Source organism: Sphingorhabdus sp. (genome assembly GCF_040079335.1).
In the GTDB taxonomy this organism is placed as follows: Bacteria; Pseudomonadota; Alphaproteobacteria; order Sphingomonadales; family Sphingomonadaceae; genus Sphingorhabdus_B.
Map to the genome: position 1 here is coordinate 14,684 of NZ_JBEBKL010000036.1, position 15,703 is coordinate 30,386.

A 15,703-nucleotide genomic window follows, 5' to 3' on the forward strand; every position below is an offset into this window, starting at 1 on the left:
AAAAAGGTGCCGCCGATATTGCCCTAATCTTGCCGCTATGGCACAGCTTGGCTCAGCAGGCGTACCGGGCCGCGCGTCCTGTGGAGTTAACGGGTTTATGCCATTTTTCCGTCGGGCAATTGCCGTGCTTGCCCTTGCTACCGGACTGTCGCTGCCAACCGCGCTTTCCGCCGCCAACCCTGCTCCATCAGCGCCTGCACTCATCTGCCCCGCCACCGCGTCGCTGCCAGCCGATCTGGCCGCCATCGCCAAGGCCAAGCCGGGAATCGAGCGCGAGACGGTCAATACGTCAATCACAGGCCCACTGCTGGGTGGAACGCTGGGCTGTGTCGAAACACTCGACGCCAGCGGCAGCAAGATTGCCGTGATGCGTTCGGAAGAATTCACGCTGCAAGGGGTGAAGGGCCGCATCGTCTATAATGAAAGCAGCGTCAGCATCGCGCTCGATCCCACGCGCCTGCCGCGCCGTGTGCTGTCGGGCATCGGCGCTGGCGACTATCATTGCAACTGGCCGCCCATCGGCACCAATTCCGCCCGCTGTATAGTGGGGATCGATCCGGGCGCGGATATGCGGCTGATCGGGCTTGCCGCCAATGAGGGGCAAGTCGCGGCGCTGGAGGTCTATCCCGAACTCTTCCGCACGGGCACCGACGCGGTCGATGCCGACAAGCCCGTCCGGCTCTACAATAGCGCGGGCGCGTCGATGGAGTTGCGCTGGGACAAGGGCCAGATGGTCTATATCCAGTTCCTCAAATCGCTGATGTTCGAAGGCGCGCCTTTTGTTGCCATCATCAACGGCCTGAAGCCAGAAGACCATCTATCGGTCGAGGCCTATGAGCGCGGCAAGGACAAACCCACAATCCGCCGCGCAGAGGCGAGTGCGGTGCTGGGCCATCTCAATACCGCATTGGCACTGGCAGAGGCGCTCAGGAAGAAATGACGATCGACCAGGCGTTCAGCACCAGGGCTGCCGTCCGCCCACATACCAGCGCGCCAGCCCTTCATTGACCAGTGTTTCGCCCAGACTTTCCCCGCCACGCATCAATATGCGCAGCTTGCGCCCGTAGCCATCTTCATCGCGATCTATGCTTTGCAGCGTGAAAGGGCCGGAATTGACGAGCGCGTGCAGACGCTGTGTCGCCTTGGCCCCCAACGCAGCCTCCTCTCCGCAACGCGGTTCGTGGGTTTCGGGGGTGTCGATATCGGCGATGCGGATCTTGGTGCCATGATAATAGATCGTGTCGCCATCGACCACGCAATTGGTGCCGCCGCCTTCATGGCAGAAACCGAAGCTGGCTATTTCCCTGTCTCCCGTCGGTGCCGCGCTGGAACCTATCAGAGCGGCAACCTCCACCGGCGGAGCGAGTGGCTGGACAACCTGCATAGCGGGCTTTGCCTGTGCTGCCTGATAGTCGCGATAATGCCAAACGCCAATCTGCGCCGTGACGACTGCGCCGACAAAGGCGAGAATCGCCTGATGCCAGAGCGGCACGCTTCGCCGCCCCGGAAAGCGGGAAATATTATTCATGATCCACCACCCTTGTCGCCCGAAGGAGACAAAATCGCCGGCTGGATATCCGGCAATCTGCAAAAGCTATGCCTGCTTTAAAGGCGCGTCAACATCAGGGCAAAGCGATGCCGCTCCACAACGGATTTCCTTTGGATTAATCGGCCCTATTATGGAGCAAATGACGCTCGCCGAAATTGCCTCCGCTGCCAACATCTCGACTGCCTTTATCGGCATCAACTTCGCCGCATTTGCGGCGTTCGGTATCGACAAAATGAAGGCGGAGGCCGGAAGCTGGCGGATCGCAGAATCGACGCTGCTGATGCTGGCGCTGGCCGGCGGAACTGCAGGAGCCTATGCCGGGCGCAAGCTGTTTCGGCACAAGACACGCAAACAGCCCTTCAGCAAGACACTGCACAGCATCGCTATGCTGCAAGCGGTCGCGCTGGCATTGGGCGGGGGCTGGTTCTTCGCGGGCTAGGCGGCTGAAGGCCAGCTAAAGTCGACGCTGGTTTCCCCGGCATCGTTGCCATCGGGATCAAACCGGCGCTCGATTATCGTGCCTCGTCCGTCGCGGTCGATCAGCACAACGGTGCTACAGCGTGTGCCGTAAACTGGCGCCCTAATGAAGATCGGTACTCCGCCATCGTCGAGCAGCTTTTCGTCGCGCAACAGTGCGAACAACTCTTCCACCTGTCCGTCGCGTTCGACCCACTGCGCCAGCGCCGCCTCCGCCGTGCTGCGCCGGGGCCACGGCTCGCCCGGATGGCCGTTGGAAAGTCCGTGAATACCGGGCCCAAGCATTTGACGCTGTGGTTCGGGAAGGTTCGACAGCAGCACCGTAGTTTCAGGCCCGCAAAGCAACAGGTTGAACGGGTTGAAACCTGACAGACTGGCCAGATCAGGTGCCTGCCCCGATACAAGCCAATGGCCCACCAGCGCCCCGCGCGAAGCCTTCGCCGGATCAGGCCCATCTGGATTGCGGATATTGGTGACGACCGCGAGCCGCCCCGCCTCGCTAACCCCGAGCCAGCCGCCGCCCGCCTGCCGGTCGCGCCCCGCAATGACATGCGGCGCATCCGCCCAACGGCCAAGCGGATCGGCTGCGCGCGCGTGGAATTCGTCACGGTTTCCGGCCAGCACCAGTTTCCAGCAGGGATGACAATCAAGAGCAACGGCGACGACACACATGGCCTGCCTATCGCCCAACGCAACACAAAAAGCGAGAGTGAGGTACTAAACCATCAACCGTCAGAAACGATTGTTCGCTACCCTATGCTCTCCACAACCAGATCGGACTTGCCATAGGGCTGTATAAGCGCGGCGGCTTCTTTCCAGTCCGCACGTAGCCATTGCTCCTGTCCGGCTTCATCCAACAGCGCAGGCATGCTTGCAGGGCCTTTGCCGCCCTCTACCGGGAGCAGCGCGTGGCTGGGGTCGGTGGTCAGCATTGCGAACACCGGCATATCGGTCAAGTCGCGCCAGATGCCTGCGGCGGCGAAGACAGGACGGGCGTCTATTCGGCATTGCAATTGCCCGCCCTTTGATCCGCGTGAAACTACGAACGATGTCAGCGGAATCAGGCATCGCAACCCCACATGGCGCAAATTTCCGATCCAGAACGGGCTCTCCAGATTGCGCACATAACTCACCCAGCGCATTCCGCCCGGCGGGGTCATCTCTGCCGACTGGCCAGGAGCCGGAAAGCCCCAGTGCATCGGTCGGATCACCTTGCGCCCGTTGCCGCCGGCACGGACGATGACGGGGGCAAATTGTGCTGGCTGGATGACACCGCCTGCCCAGCGATCAAGTCCGGCGACTGCACCAAAATGCCCCCCAATCGCCTCTGAGGGCAGATCGAGAAAACAACGAAAGGTCATGTTCCCATTAAGCGCGGAATTGGCCCCCGACAAATGCTTCAATTTATTGTGCTGCGAATCTCCGACCGTCTGTCAGCGCCATTGCGGCGTTCGGTGCCAGAGCGTCTGTCTTTTCCAGATCGCCTTTCGGGTCCGCTATACCCCGGATCATCCGATCGCCGTCGTTCGTCACCGGATCGCCGTTCTTTGCGTTGTCTGCGGTCGCTCTGCCGTTTGTCGTCACCACCACCCATAGTCGCTCCTCTACGGTGAAACCGCTTCTATTCGAATATTGCGACCTGTTTCTTCCCTGCACTAATCTACTAAAACCAAAGATATAGTAAAGGCAGTTTAGCAAATTGATTGAAGTCAAGGACATCGCATCCAATCGGGCGCAGCGATTTCGCGTTCAAATAGGGAGTGTTTATGTCCGATCTTTCAATTCTGCCCGTCGCCATTTTTGCAGGTATGATGGGATCATTCATGCTTGTAATGCTGTTCGTGGTGGTGACCGACCGGGATCCAAACAAGGGCTGAAGCCCTTTCGGGTTTTAATAGGCTAGCCGGACGGCAATTTTGTCACCGGCGGTCAAACCCTCGGCTTTGCGCACTGCAGCCTTCACCGGCAGCAGATAACCTCCGCTTTCCTTGCTCGGAAAAACCGACGTCTGCCAGCTGGTCTCGCCGATGGTCGCGGTGACTCGGATCGAACCCCAGCCTCGTCGTTGCCCGCCCTCCAGCCGCCGCATCAGAGCGGTGGCACGGATCGCTTCGGCCGCTTCACCTTCGATGGTCAGGAAATGCCAGCTCGCCGGGGCTTCGGGGCTGGTCCAGATCCACAACGCAACCGTTGTTTCGACGCTTTCGCTCATAGCGGCTTGCGTCGCACGGGAACGGGAATGTTACAAATATCCGCACCACCCGCAGGTTTGATGAAGAAAGCATCACGCCGGTTGGCCCGGGCATCGGCATAGGCGGCAAAGCTGGCGCTTTCGGTTGAAAGATATTCGAAAGCGGGCAGGTCAGCGATTTCATTACCAAGACGCGCCGATGCGATCGGAACGCGCTCCTCCTCCTTCTCGTAAAAGCCCAGCGGCCCAGTGCCGCGCGGCAACGAGGAGAGATGTTCGATACCTTCGATCACCCGCCCGACCAGCGCGATATTGCGATCCAGGTGGCGCGGCGCATGACCGATCACGGTATAAAGTTCGGCGCCGGTACCGGTGTCGGGGGACAGGTTGCGGCCCACACCGACCATGGCATAACAGTGGACGGGCCAGATTTCTCCTGTCTTGCCGAACCCCCTAGCGTTCAAATTTCCTGAAACCGGCCAGCCTTTGGAGAACCCTGTTGGCCATCCGTAAGTTTCATTTCTGTATTGACGCGCTTTGGGGGTTTCTTTTTCCCGAGAAGTCTTAATGCGCGCTTTCTTCCTGTTCAGAGGACTAACGGCAATTGGAATCGACCAAACGCCCTCGCCGGAAACATTAGTCGCCCACGGCTGAATAACATGTCCATGTACGACGGGATCAAAAATTGGCGTCTCAGTTATATCCGCCACATACTCACTCTCCGGCACCGTCACCAAACCCTCTGGCAGCGCCTTGGTCTCGGTCGCATCGCCCCATTGCACGACATAATTGTCCTGCACGCGGTTGATGCTGGTGCCATCCCACCATTTCGCCGCCGCCAGCTTGCGGATATTGCCGACCCAGCCTTGCGAGAAGGGCGCGGGCATCAACTGAATTACAACGCGGCGGGATTTGCTCTTGGCATCGGGCGCTAGTTCCATAACCAGCAAGTCCGAAGGCGCAATCGCCAACCATTCTTCCGCCTTCGCCTTGGCGACAATTTCGGGCGGCGAAGGATATTCCTTCTTCTCCTTTTCCGCTGCGGTGGTTTGCGCGGCGAGGGGAAAGGCAGCGAAAATCGCAGCGCTGGCTGCAAGGGTCAGATATCTTTTCATATAGGTGGTTATTGCAAATCAGCGTGACTTGCGAAAGCGCTATCAAGCCGCTAGGGGCGTGCATCCTTTCAAGGATGCGGAGACGTGGCCGAGTGGTCGAAGGCGCTCGCCTGGAAAGTGAGTATGGGTCAAAAGCCCATCGAGGGTTCGAATCCCTCCGTCTCCGCCATTTTGCACTTCATTCGACGATCGCTTCTGCCGCTGCCTCAGCGGAACGGCGCCTCGATCATGGCGGCGATCACTTTTGCTGCATGTTTGAGCGTTGCGCCTGATTGCCACATGCGGTGCGGGCGGGAGCGGTCGGCTAGTTCGCTTTCGCGCGCCGCGAGAATCGCGCCCAGCGTTCCGCCCAGAAAGACGAAACGCTCATTCTTTTTCGCCACCGGCATATCGGGCATCATCCGCCGCAGATGATTGAGGCAGCGCTGGTATCCTGTGTTCCACTGGCCTTCGAGCGCCTCCATAAAGAATCCGCGGTGCGAGAGGCCCAGCAGGGTGAAGAAGCGGTTGAAGCTTTCGTCGCCGGGGGCTGCTTCCGGATCGAGCGAGGTTTCAATCATCCCCTCGATCACTTCGGCAACGCTGTGCGGCCCGCCCTTTGCCTCGCAGCCATCAAGCCAGGCGTTGCGACGGACGTCGATTGCGCGCGCACCGTCAACGATCAGTTCGCGCACCAGCGCCTCTTTCGATCCGAAATAGTATCCGACCACGGCATGATTCTTTTGCCCGGCAGCCTCAGCAATCTGGCGCACGGTGACGCCGTCTATCCCGCGCTCAGCGAACAGACGCAGCGCAACTGCTTTCAGATGTTCTGCTGCCTCGCTGCGCGCTTTTGGGGCCGTGGTCGTCATCGTTGCAGGCTAGGCTTGACTCCCATCTACGTCAACTGCATTATCCATTTGGATAAATTGGAGAGGATTCGCGATAGCTATGGTCGACGGAGTCGATCTCGATGCGCTTGAGCGCTGGATGGACGGGCAAGGGCTTGGAGAGGGGGCGATTGCCGATGCCATCACGCTGGCGGGCGGCACCCAGAATATATTGCTGCGTTTCAGCCGGTCTGGCCGCAGCTATGTGTTGCGCCGCCCGCCACCCGTTTTGCGCGCCAATTCGAACGAGACGATGCGGCGCGAGGCGCGCGTATTGGCGGCGCTCAAGGGCAGCAATGTTCCTCATCCCGAACTGATCGCCACTTGCCCTGAAGAGGATGTCATCGGCGCGTGCTTCTACCTGATGGAGCCGATTGAGGGCTTTAACGCAACGCAAGGCTTGCCCGCGCTGCATGCCGGCGATGCAGCCATCCGCCACCGTATGGGGTTGGCGATGGTTGAGGCCATTGCTGCGCTCAGCCGCGTTGATTATCGCGCGGTCAGGCTTGAGAATTTCGGCAAGCTCGACAATTGGATCGAACGGCAGGTCGGGCGCTGGGCCTCGCAATTGGCCAGTTATGCCGAGATGCCTGGCTGGACCGGGCCAGACGCCATCCCGGGTGTCGACAAAGTTGCAAAATGGCTCGACGCGCATCGGCCAACCAGTTTCCAACCGGGTATCATTCATGGCGACTTTCATTTTGCCAATTTGCTGTTCGACAACGACAGCGGCGAACTGGCAGCGGTGGTCGATTGGGAATTGTGCACGCTGGGCGATCCGCTGCTCGATCTGGGTTGGCTCGCTGCGACCTGGCCGGAAAATGACAATCCGCATGCCACCGACGTGGCGATTACGCCGTGGGAAGGTTTTGCCACCCCTGATGAACTGGTTGCCCATTATGCTGGGCTGACCGGTCGCGATCTGGCCGACTTTGACTGGTACGCCGTCCTCGCCTGCTACAAACTGGGCATCATCCTTGAAGGCACGCACGCCCGCGCCTGTGCGGGCAAGGCCCCGCGCGAAACCGGCGACCGGCTGCATGCGCACACCATCCACCTCTTTGAACGTGCGCTGCGGCGCATCAGCTGAAAGGAATATCCTCTATGGCCAACGACACCGATTTCACTGGCAAGCGCGTGCTGGTCGTCGGCGGATCGAGCGGGATCGGCAACGGCATCGCGCACGGCTTTCGCGAACGCGGCGCCGACGTGCATGTCTGGGGCACCCGCGCGAACGCAGCCGATTATGATCCGGCCGACGGTTCTGACCTGAGCAACCTCGGCTACACCTGCGTCGATGTTGGGGATCCCGAAGCGATTGAGGCAGCGCCCCTGCCCTTCGACACGCTCGACGTGCTCGTGCTGTGCCAAGGCACCGTTGTGTACAAGCGCGGTGAGTTCGAGCAGCCCGGCTGGGACCGGGTGATGGCGGTCAATCTCGACAGCCTGATGCACATTTCGCGCAAGTTCAAACCGCAGCTGCTGGAAAGCCAGGGCAGCATCATCATTGTCAGCTCGATTTCGGGGCTGAAGGCCAATATCGGCAACCCCGCTTATGCCGCATCCAAGGCGGGGGCGATCAGCCTGACCAAGACGCTGGGGCAGGCCTGGGGACCAGAAGGCATTCGCGTCAATGGCCTCGCGCCCGGTCTTGTCGACACCAAATTGACCAAGATAACCACGCAAAGCCCCGAACGGCTTGCAGGGGCCCTCGCCAACATTCCACAACGCCGCATGGGCCTGCCTGCCGACATGGCGGGTGCGGCCATCTTCCTCGCATCCCCGCTCGCCTCTTATGTCACCGGTCACACATTGATCGTCGATGGCGGGCTCTCCCTCTGAAAGGATTTTCCCATGGATTTTGAACATAGCGACAAGGTCAAAGGGCTGCTGGCCCGGATACAGGCTTTCATGGACGAGCATGTCTATCCGAATGAGGAAGACTATCACCGCTTTGTGACAGACCCGGCCAATCTCTGGAAGGAATGGCCGAAGATGGAAGATTTGAAGGCCAAGGCGAAGGCATTGGACCTGTGGAACCTGTTCCTGCCGCATGAATATGGCGAATTCTCTCCCGGCCTCACCAATCTGGAATATGCGCCAATCGCCGAACTGCTCGGCCGCGTGCCTTGGTCGAGCCAGGTGTTCAACTGCTCCGCGCCAGACACGGGCAATATGGAAGTGCTCGCCAAATATGGCTCGCCCGAACAGCAGGAAAAATGGCTCAAGCCCTTGCTCAACGGCGAAATCCGCTCGGCCTATGTGATGACCGAGCCGCAAGTGGCTTCGTCGGATGCAACAAACCTGGAGCTGTCGATCACGCCCGATGGCGACGAATATGTCATCAACGGCCGCAAGTGGTGGATTTCGAACGCGATGCACCCGCGCTGTGACGTCTGGATCGTGATGGGCAAGACCGATTTCAACGCCCCGCGCCATGCGCAGCATTCGCAGATACTGGTGGAGCCGAGTACACCCGGCATCACGATCGTCCGCCATCAGACCGTTTTCGGATCGCACAATTCGCCGGGTGGCGAATGCGAACTGCGCTTTGAAAATGTCCGCGTGCCCAAGGGCAATCTGATCCTTGGCGAAGGCCGCGGGTTCGAGATCGCGCAGGGCCGCCTCGGGCCGGGCCGTATCCACCACTGCATGCGCTCGATCGGGCAAGCGCAGCGCGCGCTCGAAATCATGGCGCGCCGCGTGGACAGCCGTGTTGCTTTCGGCAAGAAGCTCGCCGACCAGTCGTCGATCCGGCAGGATGTGGCGAAGAGCTTCTGCGAGATTGAGATGTCGCGCTTGCTGACGCTGAAGGCCGCCGACGCAATGGACCGCTATGGCAATAAGGTGGCAAAAGACCTGATCGCCGCGATCAAGGTCGTCGCCCCGCAAATGGCGCAGACCGTGTGCGACCGCGCAATTCAGGCGCATGGCGGCATGGGTGTGTCGGACGACACGCCGATTGCACGCTTCTTCACTTTGAACCGCTTCGTGCGCATCGCCGATGGCCCGGATGAAGTGCATATGAGCCAGCTCGGCAAGGCGAAGATCAAGGAATATGTTGCGATGAACGAGCGTTGAGGAGGAGCAAGAAATGGCATCGCTTTTCGACCTGACCGGCAAAGTTGCGCTCGTCACCGGCGGCAATAACGGCATCGGCCTTGGCATGGCCGATGGCCTTGCCGCGCATGGTGCAACCGTCGTCATCTGGGGTACCAATGACGAGCGCAATACAGAGGCTACTGCAAAGCTGCGCACACATGGCGGCGAGGTTCGTTCGGCACAAATCGACGTATCGGACGAGGCCGCAGTCGCCAAGGGTGTGGCAGACATCATCGCCGAATTTGGAAGGCTTGATCAGGCGATTGCCAACGCCGGCATTTCTATCTCGCGCAAGGGATTGTTCGACATCAGTGTTGAGGATTTCCGGCGGATTGAGGACGTCAACATCCACGGCGTGCTCTTCACCCTGCGAGAGGCCGCACGGCACATGGTCGAGCGGTACAGGGCGGGCGATGGTGGCGGCTCGCTGGTGGCAATCTCGTCGACTTCGGCCATCCACGGTGCGGCGCGCAACGAACATTATGCCGCGACAAAGGGCGCGGTCGTTGCGATGGCGCGCGCGATGGCGGTCGAGCTCGCCCGTTGTGGCATCAGCGTCAACAGCGTGCTGCCGGGCTGGACCCGTTCGGGCATGACTGCAGGGCTGCAGGAATGGGACAAGTTCAACGAGGCGGTGATCAGCCGCGTGCCCACCGGTGACTGGCTCGACGGTTCCGATTTCGCGGCGATTGCCGTCTATCTCGCCAGCAGAGGTTCGCGCAACCATACCGGCGACACGATTGTCATCGACGGGGGCTACACCATCTACTGAATATCGCGAGGGAGAGAAGCGATGGGCTGGATCAAAAGCGGCGACCGCACATTAACGACAGCGGAGTTTGACGAACGTGCACGGCGTGCCGCAACGGTCATCCAGAATTTCGGCGTCGAGGCGGGCGATGGCATCGCGCTCTATCTGCGCAACGACATCGCCTATTTCGAGGCTGCCTTTGGCGCAGGAATGCTGGGCATCTATCCGGTGCCGGTCAACTGGCACTATACGCCTGACGAAGCCAATTACCTGCTGACCGACAGCGGCGTGAAACTGCTCCTCATCCACGCTGATCTCTATGAGCCGATCAAGCAGGCAATCCCGGCAGGCTTGCAAGTCGTCATTGTCGAAACCCCGCCCGAGACGCGCGAGCTGTACGGGCTAAACGAGACCCCTCAGCCTGAAGGGCTGCCGCGCTGGCATGAACTGGTCAGTGCGGCGCCCCCCTTTTCGGGCGAAGCGGAAATGGCGCCCAGCACGATCATCTATACATCGGGCACCACCGGCAGGCCGAAGGGCGTCCGCCGCGCGGCCTTCACACCCGAGCAGGCAGAGGCGGTCAACACCATGCTTGGCTGGTCCTATGGCTATACCGATGTGCTGGCGGGCAAGCGCGATCCGGCGACGATTACCACCGCGGTCATCGGCCCGGTCTATCACAGCGCCCCCAACGCCCACTCGTCCTTCTCGATCCGGGTTGGCGCCAATGTCGTCATCTGTCCGCGCTTCGATGCAGAGGCGCTGCTCGCCCTCATCGAAAAGGAACGGATCACGCACCTCAACATGGTCCCGATCATGTTCAACCGGCTGCTGCGCCTGCCCGAAGAGGTGAAGCGCAAATATGATCTCTCCAGCCTCGAATATGTCACCCATGCCGCCGCCCCCTGTCCGCCGCCGGTCAAGCGCGCGATGATCGAATGGTGGGGGCCGGTGATCTGGGAATATTATGGCTCGACCGAGATGGGCAATGTCACCTGCCTGTCGTCGGAAGAATGGCTGGCGCACCCCGGATCGGTCGGGCGCGTGCAACCAGGCGTGACGCTGCGCGTGGTCGATCCGGACGGGAATGATGTGCCACCCGGCACCATCGGCGAAGTGATCGGCAAAGGCCGCCACGGCACCAATTTCACCTACCAGAATTCTCCCGAAAAACGCGCCTCGATGGAGAAATACGGCCTGATCACCCCCGGTGACATGGGCTATTTCGACAATGACGGTTTTCTCTATTTGTGCGGCCGCATCAACGACATGATCATTTCGGGCGGCGCGAACATCTATCCCGCCGAAATCGAAGCGGAACTGCACAAGCTGCCCGGTGTTGCCGACTGCGCGGTGTTCGGCATTCCCGATGAGGAATTTGGCGAAAGCGTGATGGCGGTGGTGCAGCCGATGCCGGGGGTTTCGCTGACCCCCGAAGGCCTGCAGGCCGAACTCAAGCGGGTGCTCACCGGATATAAGGTGCCGCGCCGGATCAACTTTGCCGACAGCTTGCCGCGCGAGGATTCGGGCAAGATATTCAAGCGCAAGCTGCGCGAACCCTTTTGGGAAGGACGAGAGCGGAGAATATGAGCGAAGCCATCATTGAACCGGAACTGCCGATCATCGATCCGCACCATCACCTTTGGGACTGGCGCTCGCGCCTGCCCTATTTGCCTGCCGAAATGTCGCATCCATTCGAGGCGATATTGCGCCAGTCGCCACGCTATTTGCTCGACGAGTTGCTCGCCGATACCGGCAGCGGGCATAATGTAATCGGCACCGTCTATGTCCAGTGCGGCGCCTTTTACCGCGCCGATGGGCCTGAAGCGATGCAGCCGGTGGGCGAGACCGAATTTGTAAACGGCGTGGCTGCCATGGCCGCGAGCGGCGTCTATGGCCAGACCAGGGCCTGCGCCGGCATAGTCGGTCATGCCGATCTGGGGCTGGGCGATGCCGTCGCCGAAGTGCTCGATGCGCATCTGGCGGCGGGCGGCGGGCGTTTTCGCGGCATCCGCCATATGATGGCGCATGACGATGATACTGCAGTGCTGGGTCCGCTGGCCCATGCCGCGCCGAATCTATGCTCGTCTCCGCAGGTGCACGCGGCTTTGAAGCACTTCGCCAAGCGCCAGCTCTCGCTCGATATCTGGGTGGTCGAACCGCAATTGCCCGAAGCCGTCGATCTCGCGCGCACTTTCCCCGATGTGCCGATGGTGATCGACCATGTCGGCACGCCGGTCGGGCTGGGGCGCTATGCCGGTAAACGCGACGAGCGTTTTGCGGGCTGGAAAGCCAGCATGGCGAGCCTCGCCGAACTGCCCAATGTGCATATCAAGCTCGGTGGCCTCGGCATGCCCTTCCCCGGTTTTGAGGGCATGGGGCCCGATGTGCGTCCGTCGTCCGAAACGCTGGCAGAGGCTTGGCGATCTTATATCGAGAGCTGCATCGAACTGTTCGGCGCCAACCGCTGCATGTTCGAAAGCAACTTCCCGGTCGATCGCTGGGGTGCCGATTTTCCGACCTTGTGGAACGCCTTCAAGCGGATCGCTGCGGGCGCGTCTGCCGACGAAAAGGCAGACCTGTTTGCGGGTACCGCCACCCGTTTCTATCGACTGGAAGGATTGGCATGAAAGCCCTGCGCTATTTCGGCGAACGCGATATCCGGCACGACAGCATGGAGGATCCGAAACTCGAATCCGACCGCGATGCCATCGTCCAGATGACCGCCTGTTCGATTTGCGGCAGCGACCTGCACATCTATCATGGCCACGGCTTTTCTGAGGATACCGGCTTTTGCGTCGGGCATGAAGCGGTCGGCGAAGTGGTCGAGGTTGGCCGGGCCGTCACCCGGGTGAAGGTTGGCGACAAGGTGATGATGCCCGCTGCCGTCGGCTGCGGCGCCTGCCGGTCCTGCCTGTCGGGCGTGGTCAATAATTGCGAGAATAATGGCAGCGGCTGCTATGGCCTCTCGGCGCGGCTGCAAGGCGTGCAGGCAGAGGCCTTTCGCGTCCCCGCCGCCGATATGAACGCAGTCAAAATCCCGGAAGGCATCAGTGAAGACCAAGCCTTGATGATGACCGACGCAATGGCGACGGCATGGTTCGGCGCGCGCAACGCCGATATCCGGCCCGGCAGCAGCGTCGGCGTAATCGGCCTTGGTCCCATTGGCTTGATGACCGTAGAGGCCGCCTTCGTGATGGGCGCGCATGTCGTGTATGCCATCGATCCGATCCCCGAGCGGCGCGCACTGGCCGAAGCTGTTGGCGCAATTGCGCTCCACCCCGACGAGGCGATGGAGCGGATCAAGGAAGACACCAAGGGCCGCAAGCTCGATTGTGTGGTCGAGGTGGTCGGCAGCGATGCGACGGTCGATTTCGCGCTGCGCTGTGTGCGGGTGCGCGGGACGGTTTCTGTTATCGGCGTGCAGCAATCCCGCCGCTTCCCTTTCCCGCTCGAACGCGCCTTTGCCGGTGGCCTGACCTTTCGCGTCGGCACCTGTTCGGTTCCCGAGGAACTGCCTGCGCTGTTCCCGCTGATCCAGTCAGGACGGCTCAAGCCCGAACGCTATATCAGCCACCGCCTCCCATTGAGCCAGGGCGCCGACGCCTACAGCCTGTTCGACCGGCGTGAAGCGGGGGCGCTGAAGATGGTGCTGGTCCCCTGACTCCTTGCCCCTTGCCGCTAGGCGGCAGGAGCGTCTAACAGGGCGGCATGACCAGCCTCAGCTTCGTTCAGCGTTCGATCCTCGGCCAGACCTGGCAATGGCGGGGTGGCCGGGCTGATGCAGGCGATCCCGATTTCACGCCGGACGATCTGGTGACCCAGTTGTTGCTGGCACGCGGCGTGGCGCGCGACGATCTGGAACGGCACCGCAACCCGACATTACGCGGCTTCATGCCCGACCCCTCAATCTTCCGCGATATGGATGCCGCAGCCGAGCGGCTGGCCGATGCTGTAGAGCGCGGCGAGCAGTTGACTGTCTATGGCGATTATGACGTCGACGGCGCGACCAGCGCAGCGTTACTGATCCGGCTTTTCGGCGAACTGGGACATGCGGCAGGCTATTATATCCCCGACCGGCTGCTCGAAGGCTATGGGCCATCTGGCGAGGCGCTGGTCCGCTTGGGCGACGCTGGCAACAAGCTGGTCGTCACGGTCGATTGTGGCGCAATGGCCTATGACGCACTCGCGCAGGCGCGAGATGCGGGCATGGAGGTGATCGTTGTCGATCACCATAAATGCGCCGCCGAACTTCCAGCCGCCTTTGCGCTGGTCAATCCGAACCGCCTTGACGAGGCCGACGAAGCCGCAGCACATGGTCATCTGGCCGCCGTCGGCGTCGCCTTCCTGCTCGCCGCTGCGATCGTGCGCGTGCTGCGCGGGAGGGGCTATTTTGCGGAGCAGCCCGAACCACGGCTGATGGATTTGCTCGATATTGTAGCACTAGGCACCGTCGCCGATGTGGCGCAACTGAAAGGCCTCAACAGAGCCTTTGTCGCGCAGGGCTTGAAGGTGATGGCAGCGCGGCGCAATGTCGGGCTCAACGCGCTGGCATCCGCCGCAAGGCTCAACCGCGCGCCGACCTGTTCGGACCTCGGCTTTGCGCTGGGGCCACGTATCAATGCGGGCGGGCGCGTTGGCAAATCAGACCTGGGCGTGCGCTTGCTGACCACGGCAGACCCCGAAGAGGCGCGCCTGATCGCGCAAGAGCTTGACCGGCTGAACGAAGAACGCCGCGCGATCGAGGCGCAGGTGCAGGAAGCCGCCGAAGCCGCGATGGCTACCCAGCACAACCGGGCGGTCGCACTTGTTTCGGGCGAAGGCTGGCATCCCGGCGTGATCGGTATCGTTGCCGGCCGCATCAAGGAAAAGTTCGGCAAGCCCGCTATCGTCGTCGCCGTCGATGCCGACGGCACCGGCAAAGGTTCGGGGCGATCGATCAGCGGTGTCGATCTGGGAGCCGCCATCATTTCCGCGCGCGAAGCCGGATTGCTGGTCGCAGGCGGCGGACATGCAATGGCGGCAGGGCTCACTATTGAGGCTGGCAAGATCGATGCCTTGTCCCAATGGTTGGACGAGCGGCTGGCAGGTGATGTTTCGCGCGCGAGTTCAGACAAATCGCTTTCGATCGACGCAATGGTCAATCCGCGTGGATTGAGCCCGATGTTGATCGAGGCACTGGAGGCAGCCGGCCCTTATGGCACCGGCTGGCCGGGCCCGCGCGTGGTGACCGGGCCGGTGCGCGTCGTAAAATGCGACATTGTCGGTAAGGATCATGTCCGCGCGATTGTGTCTGGTGACGACGGCGCGTCGTTCAAAGCGATGGCGTTCAGGCAAGGCGAAAGCGCAATGGGGCAGCAATTGCTCCACGGCGAACGCGGGCAGAAATACTGGCTCGCCGGGCGCGCGCGGCTTGACGATTGGGGGTCGACGCCCAAGGCAGAATTGCACATCGACGACGTCGCACTCGCCTGACCTCTGCGGGCGGCGGAAATCTTTGAAATCGGGCAAACTCGGTCCTTGACGAGCGCAAATCGAATCCGTAAAGGCGCGCTTCCATCTTCGATGGCCCCTTCGTCTAGCGGTTAGGACGCGGCCCTTTCACGGCTGAAACACGGGTTCGATTCCCGTAGGGGTCACCATCTATTC

General features: G+C 61.1%; 17 protein-coding genes and 2 tRNA genes. 12 read left to right on the forward strand and 7 right to left on the reverse strand.

All coding sequences use genetic code 11. From position 1 onward, the window contains the following. Positions 1-97 precede the first annotated feature (97 nt). A complete protein-coding gene (locus ABL922_RS10520) occupies positions 98-940 on the forward strand; it encodes a hypothetical protein (RefSeq protein WP_349024172.1) in 843 nt (280 codons plus the stop codon). Positions 941-955: 15 nt separating this feature from the next. Here the strand turns inward: ABL922_RS10520 and ABL922_RS10525 are convergent, their stop codons facing one another. After that, the gene (locus tag ABL922_RS10525) at positions 956-1,528 is read right to left on the reverse strand and encodes a thermonuclease family protein (RefSeq protein ID WP_349024173.1); all 573 of its coding nucleotides are present in this window, start codon (positions 1,526-1,528) and stop codon (positions 956-958) included. Positions 1,529-1,688: 160 nt separating this feature from the next. Here ABL922_RS10525 and ABL922_RS10530 point away from each other — a divergent pair, with 160 nt between their 5' ends. Continuing rightward, the gene (locus ABL922_RS10530) at positions 1,689-1,988 is read left to right on the forward strand and encodes a DUF1294 domain-containing protein (RefSeq protein WP_349024174.1); all 300 of its coding nucleotides are present in this window, start codon (positions 1,689-1,691) and stop codon (positions 1,986-1,988) included. Here the strand turns inward: ABL922_RS10530 and ABL922_RS10535 are convergent. From ABL922_RS10535 to ABL922_RS10555, 5 genes are all read right to left on the reverse strand, one after another. Beyond that, positions 1,985-2,698 (reverse strand): NRDE family protein, encoded by a 714-nt coding sequence (locus ABL922_RS10535; protein WP_349024175.1) that lies wholly within the window; start codon positions 2,696-2,698, stop codon positions 1,985-1,987. The two genes, ABL922_RS10530 and ABL922_RS10535, sit on opposite strands and share 4 nt — an antisense overlap. Before the next feature lie 77 nt (positions 2,699-2,775). Next, positions 2,776-3,387, reverse strand: coding sequence for an SOS response-associated peptidase family protein (locus ABL922_RS10540; RefSeq protein ID WP_349024176.1), 612 nt, complete (start codon positions 3,385-3,387; stop codon positions 2,776-2,778). Positions 3,388-3,430: 43 nt separating this feature from the next. Further along, positions 3,431-3,616 (reverse strand): hypothetical protein, encoded by a 186-nt coding sequence (locus ABL922_RS10545; RefSeq protein ID WP_349024177.1) that lies wholly within the window; start codon positions 3,614-3,616, stop codon positions 3,431-3,433. A 301-nt stretch (positions 3,617-3,917) separates the two neighbouring features. After that, a complete protein-coding gene (locus ABL922_RS10550; protein ID WP_349024178.1) occupies positions 3,918-4,238 on the reverse strand; it encodes a DUF1905 domain-containing protein in 321 nt (106 codons plus the stop codon). Beyond that, positions 4,235-5,332: a peptidylprolyl isomerase gene (locus tag ABL922_RS10555; protein WP_349024179.1), complete on the reverse strand. Its 1,098-nt coding sequence runs from the start codon at positions 5,330-5,332 to the stop codon at positions 4,235-4,237. The genes ABL922_RS10550 and ABL922_RS10555 overlap by 4 nt, the downstream gene beginning before the upstream one ends. Positions 5,333-5,410: 78 nt before the next feature. On the opposite strand from ABL922_RS10555, the gene ABL922_RS10560 reads away from it, so the two are divergent. Beyond that, positions 5,411-5,501 (forward strand) — tRNA-Ser (locus tag ABL922_RS10560). Positions 5,502-5,538: 37 nt separating this feature from the next. Here the strand turns inward: ABL922_RS10560 and ABL922_RS10565 are convergent. Further along, complete coding sequence (locus tag ABL922_RS10565; RefSeq protein ID WP_349024180.1) at positions 5,539-6,183, reverse strand: TetR family transcriptional regulator; 645 nt, start codon at positions 6,181-6,183, stop codon at positions 5,539-5,541. Between the two features lie 79 nt (positions 6,184-6,262). Here ABL922_RS10565 and ABL922_RS10570 point away from each other — a divergent pair, with 79 nt between their 5' ends. The 9 genes from ABL922_RS10570 to ABL922_RS10610 all read left to right on the forward strand — a co-directional run bounded on the left by ABL922_RS10570 (position 6,263) and on the right by ABL922_RS10610 (position 15,696). Next, entirely contained in the window at positions 6,263-7,291 is a 1,029-nt protein-coding gene (locus tag ABL922_RS10570; RefSeq protein WP_349024181.1) for a phosphotransferase family protein, read from the forward strand. 14 nt (positions 7,292-7,305) lie between these two features. Next, a complete protein-coding gene (locus ABL922_RS10575) occupies positions 7,306-8,043 on the forward strand; it encodes an SDR family oxidoreductase (protein ID WP_349024182.1) in 738 nt (245 codons plus the stop codon). A 12-nt stretch (positions 8,044-8,055) separates the two neighbouring features. After that, a complete protein-coding gene (locus tag ABL922_RS10580) occupies positions 8,056-9,282 on the forward strand; it encodes an acyl-CoA dehydrogenase family protein (protein WP_349024183.1) in 1,227 nt (408 codons plus the stop codon). A gap of 13 nt (positions 9,283-9,295) precedes the next feature. Continuing rightward, on the forward strand, positions 9,296-10,075 hold the full coding sequence (locus tag ABL922_RS10585) for an SDR family oxidoreductase (protein ID WP_349024184.1): 780 nt from the start codon (positions 9,296-9,298) through the stop codon (positions 10,073-10,075). A gap of 21 nt (positions 10,076-10,096) precedes the next feature. Further along, positions 10,097-11,644, forward strand: coding sequence for an acyl-CoA synthetase (locus tag ABL922_RS10590; protein ID WP_349024185.1), 1,548 nt, complete (start codon positions 10,097-10,099; stop codon positions 11,642-11,644). After that, a complete protein-coding gene (locus tag ABL922_RS10595; RefSeq protein WP_349024186.1) occupies positions 11,641-12,684 on the forward strand; it encodes an amidohydrolase family protein in 1,044 nt (347 codons plus the stop codon). Before ABL922_RS10590 ends, ABL922_RS10595 begins: the two co-directional genes overlap by 4 nt. Then, positions 12,681-13,718: an alcohol dehydrogenase family protein gene (locus tag ABL922_RS10600; RefSeq protein WP_349024187.1), complete on the forward strand. Its 1,038-nt coding sequence runs from the start codon at positions 12,681-12,683 to the stop codon at positions 13,716-13,718. Before ABL922_RS10595 ends, ABL922_RS10600 begins: the two co-directional genes overlap by 4 nt. A 47-nt stretch (positions 13,719-13,765) precedes the next feature. Next, positions 13,766-15,529: a single-stranded-DNA-specific exonuclease RecJ gene (gene recJ, locus ABL922_RS10605; protein ID WP_349024188.1), complete on the forward strand. Its 1,764-nt coding sequence runs from the start codon at positions 13,766-13,768 to the stop codon at positions 15,527-15,529. Between the two features lie 92 nt (positions 15,530-15,621). Beyond that, positions 15,622-15,696 (forward strand) — tRNA-Glu (locus ABL922_RS10610). The last annotated feature ends 7 nt before the right edge of the window (positions 15,697-15,703 follow it).

Bases quoted from the DNA above. Each gene is read 5' to 3' on its own strand.
- ABL922_RS10520 (WP_349024172.1), top strand. From the start codon at position 98: ATGCCATTTTTCCGTCGGGCAATTGCCGTGCTTGCCCTTGCTACCGGA.
- ABL922_RS10525 (WP_349024173.1), bottom strand. From the start codon at position 1,528: ATGAATAATATTTCCCGCTTTCCGGGGCGGCGAAGCGTGCCGCTCTGG.
- ABL922_RS10530 (WP_349024174.1), top strand. From the start codon at position 1,689: ATGACGCTCGCCGAAATTGCCTCCGCTGCCAACATCTCGACTGCCTTT.
- ABL922_RS10535 (WP_349024175.1), bottom strand. From the start codon at position 2,698: ATGTGTGTCGTCGCCGTTGCTCTTGATTGTCATCCCTGCTGGAAACTG.
- ABL922_RS10540 (WP_349024176.1), bottom strand. From the start codon at position 3,387: ATGACCTTTCGTTGTTTTCTCGATCTGCCCTCAGAGGCGATTGGGGGG.
- ABL922_RS10550 (WP_349024178.1), bottom strand. From the start codon at position 4,238: ATGAGCGAAAGCGTCGAAACAACGGTTGCGTTGTGGATCTGGACCAGC.
- ABL922_RS10555 (WP_349024179.1), bottom strand. From the start codon at position 5,332: ATGAAAAGATATCTGACCCTTGCAGCCAGCGCTGCGATTTTCGCTGCC.
- ABL922_RS10565 (WP_349024180.1), bottom strand. From the start codon at position 6,183: ATGACGACCACGGCCCCAAAAGCGCGCAGCGAGGCAGCAGAACATCTG.
- ABL922_RS10570 (WP_349024181.1), top strand. From the start codon at position 6,263: ATGGTCGACGGAGTCGATCTCGATGCGCTTGAGCGCTGGATGGACGGG.
- ABL922_RS10575 (WP_349024182.1), top strand. From the start codon at position 7,306: ATGGCCAACGACACCGATTTCACTGGCAAGCGCGTGCTGGTCGTCGGC.
- ABL922_RS10580 (WP_349024183.1), top strand. From the start codon at position 8,056: ATGGATTTTGAACATAGCGACAAGGTCAAAGGGCTGCTGGCCCGGATA.
- ABL922_RS10585 (WP_349024184.1), top strand. From the start codon at position 9,296: ATGGCATCGCTTTTCGACCTGACCGGCAAAGTTGCGCTCGTCACCGGC.
- ABL922_RS10590 (WP_349024185.1), top strand. From the start codon at position 10,097: ATGGGCTGGATCAAAAGCGGCGACCGCACATTAACGACAGCGGAGTTT.
- ABL922_RS10595 (WP_349024186.1), top strand. From the start codon at position 11,641: ATGAGCGAAGCCATCATTGAACCGGAACTGCCGATCATCGATCCGCAC.
- ABL922_RS10600 (WP_349024187.1), top strand. From the start codon at position 12,681: ATGAAAGCCCTGCGCTATTTCGGCGAACGCGATATCCGGCACGACAGC.
- recJ (WP_349024188.1), top strand. From the start codon at position 13,766: ATGACCAGCCTCAGCTTCGTTCAGCGTTCGATCCTCGGCCAGACCTGG.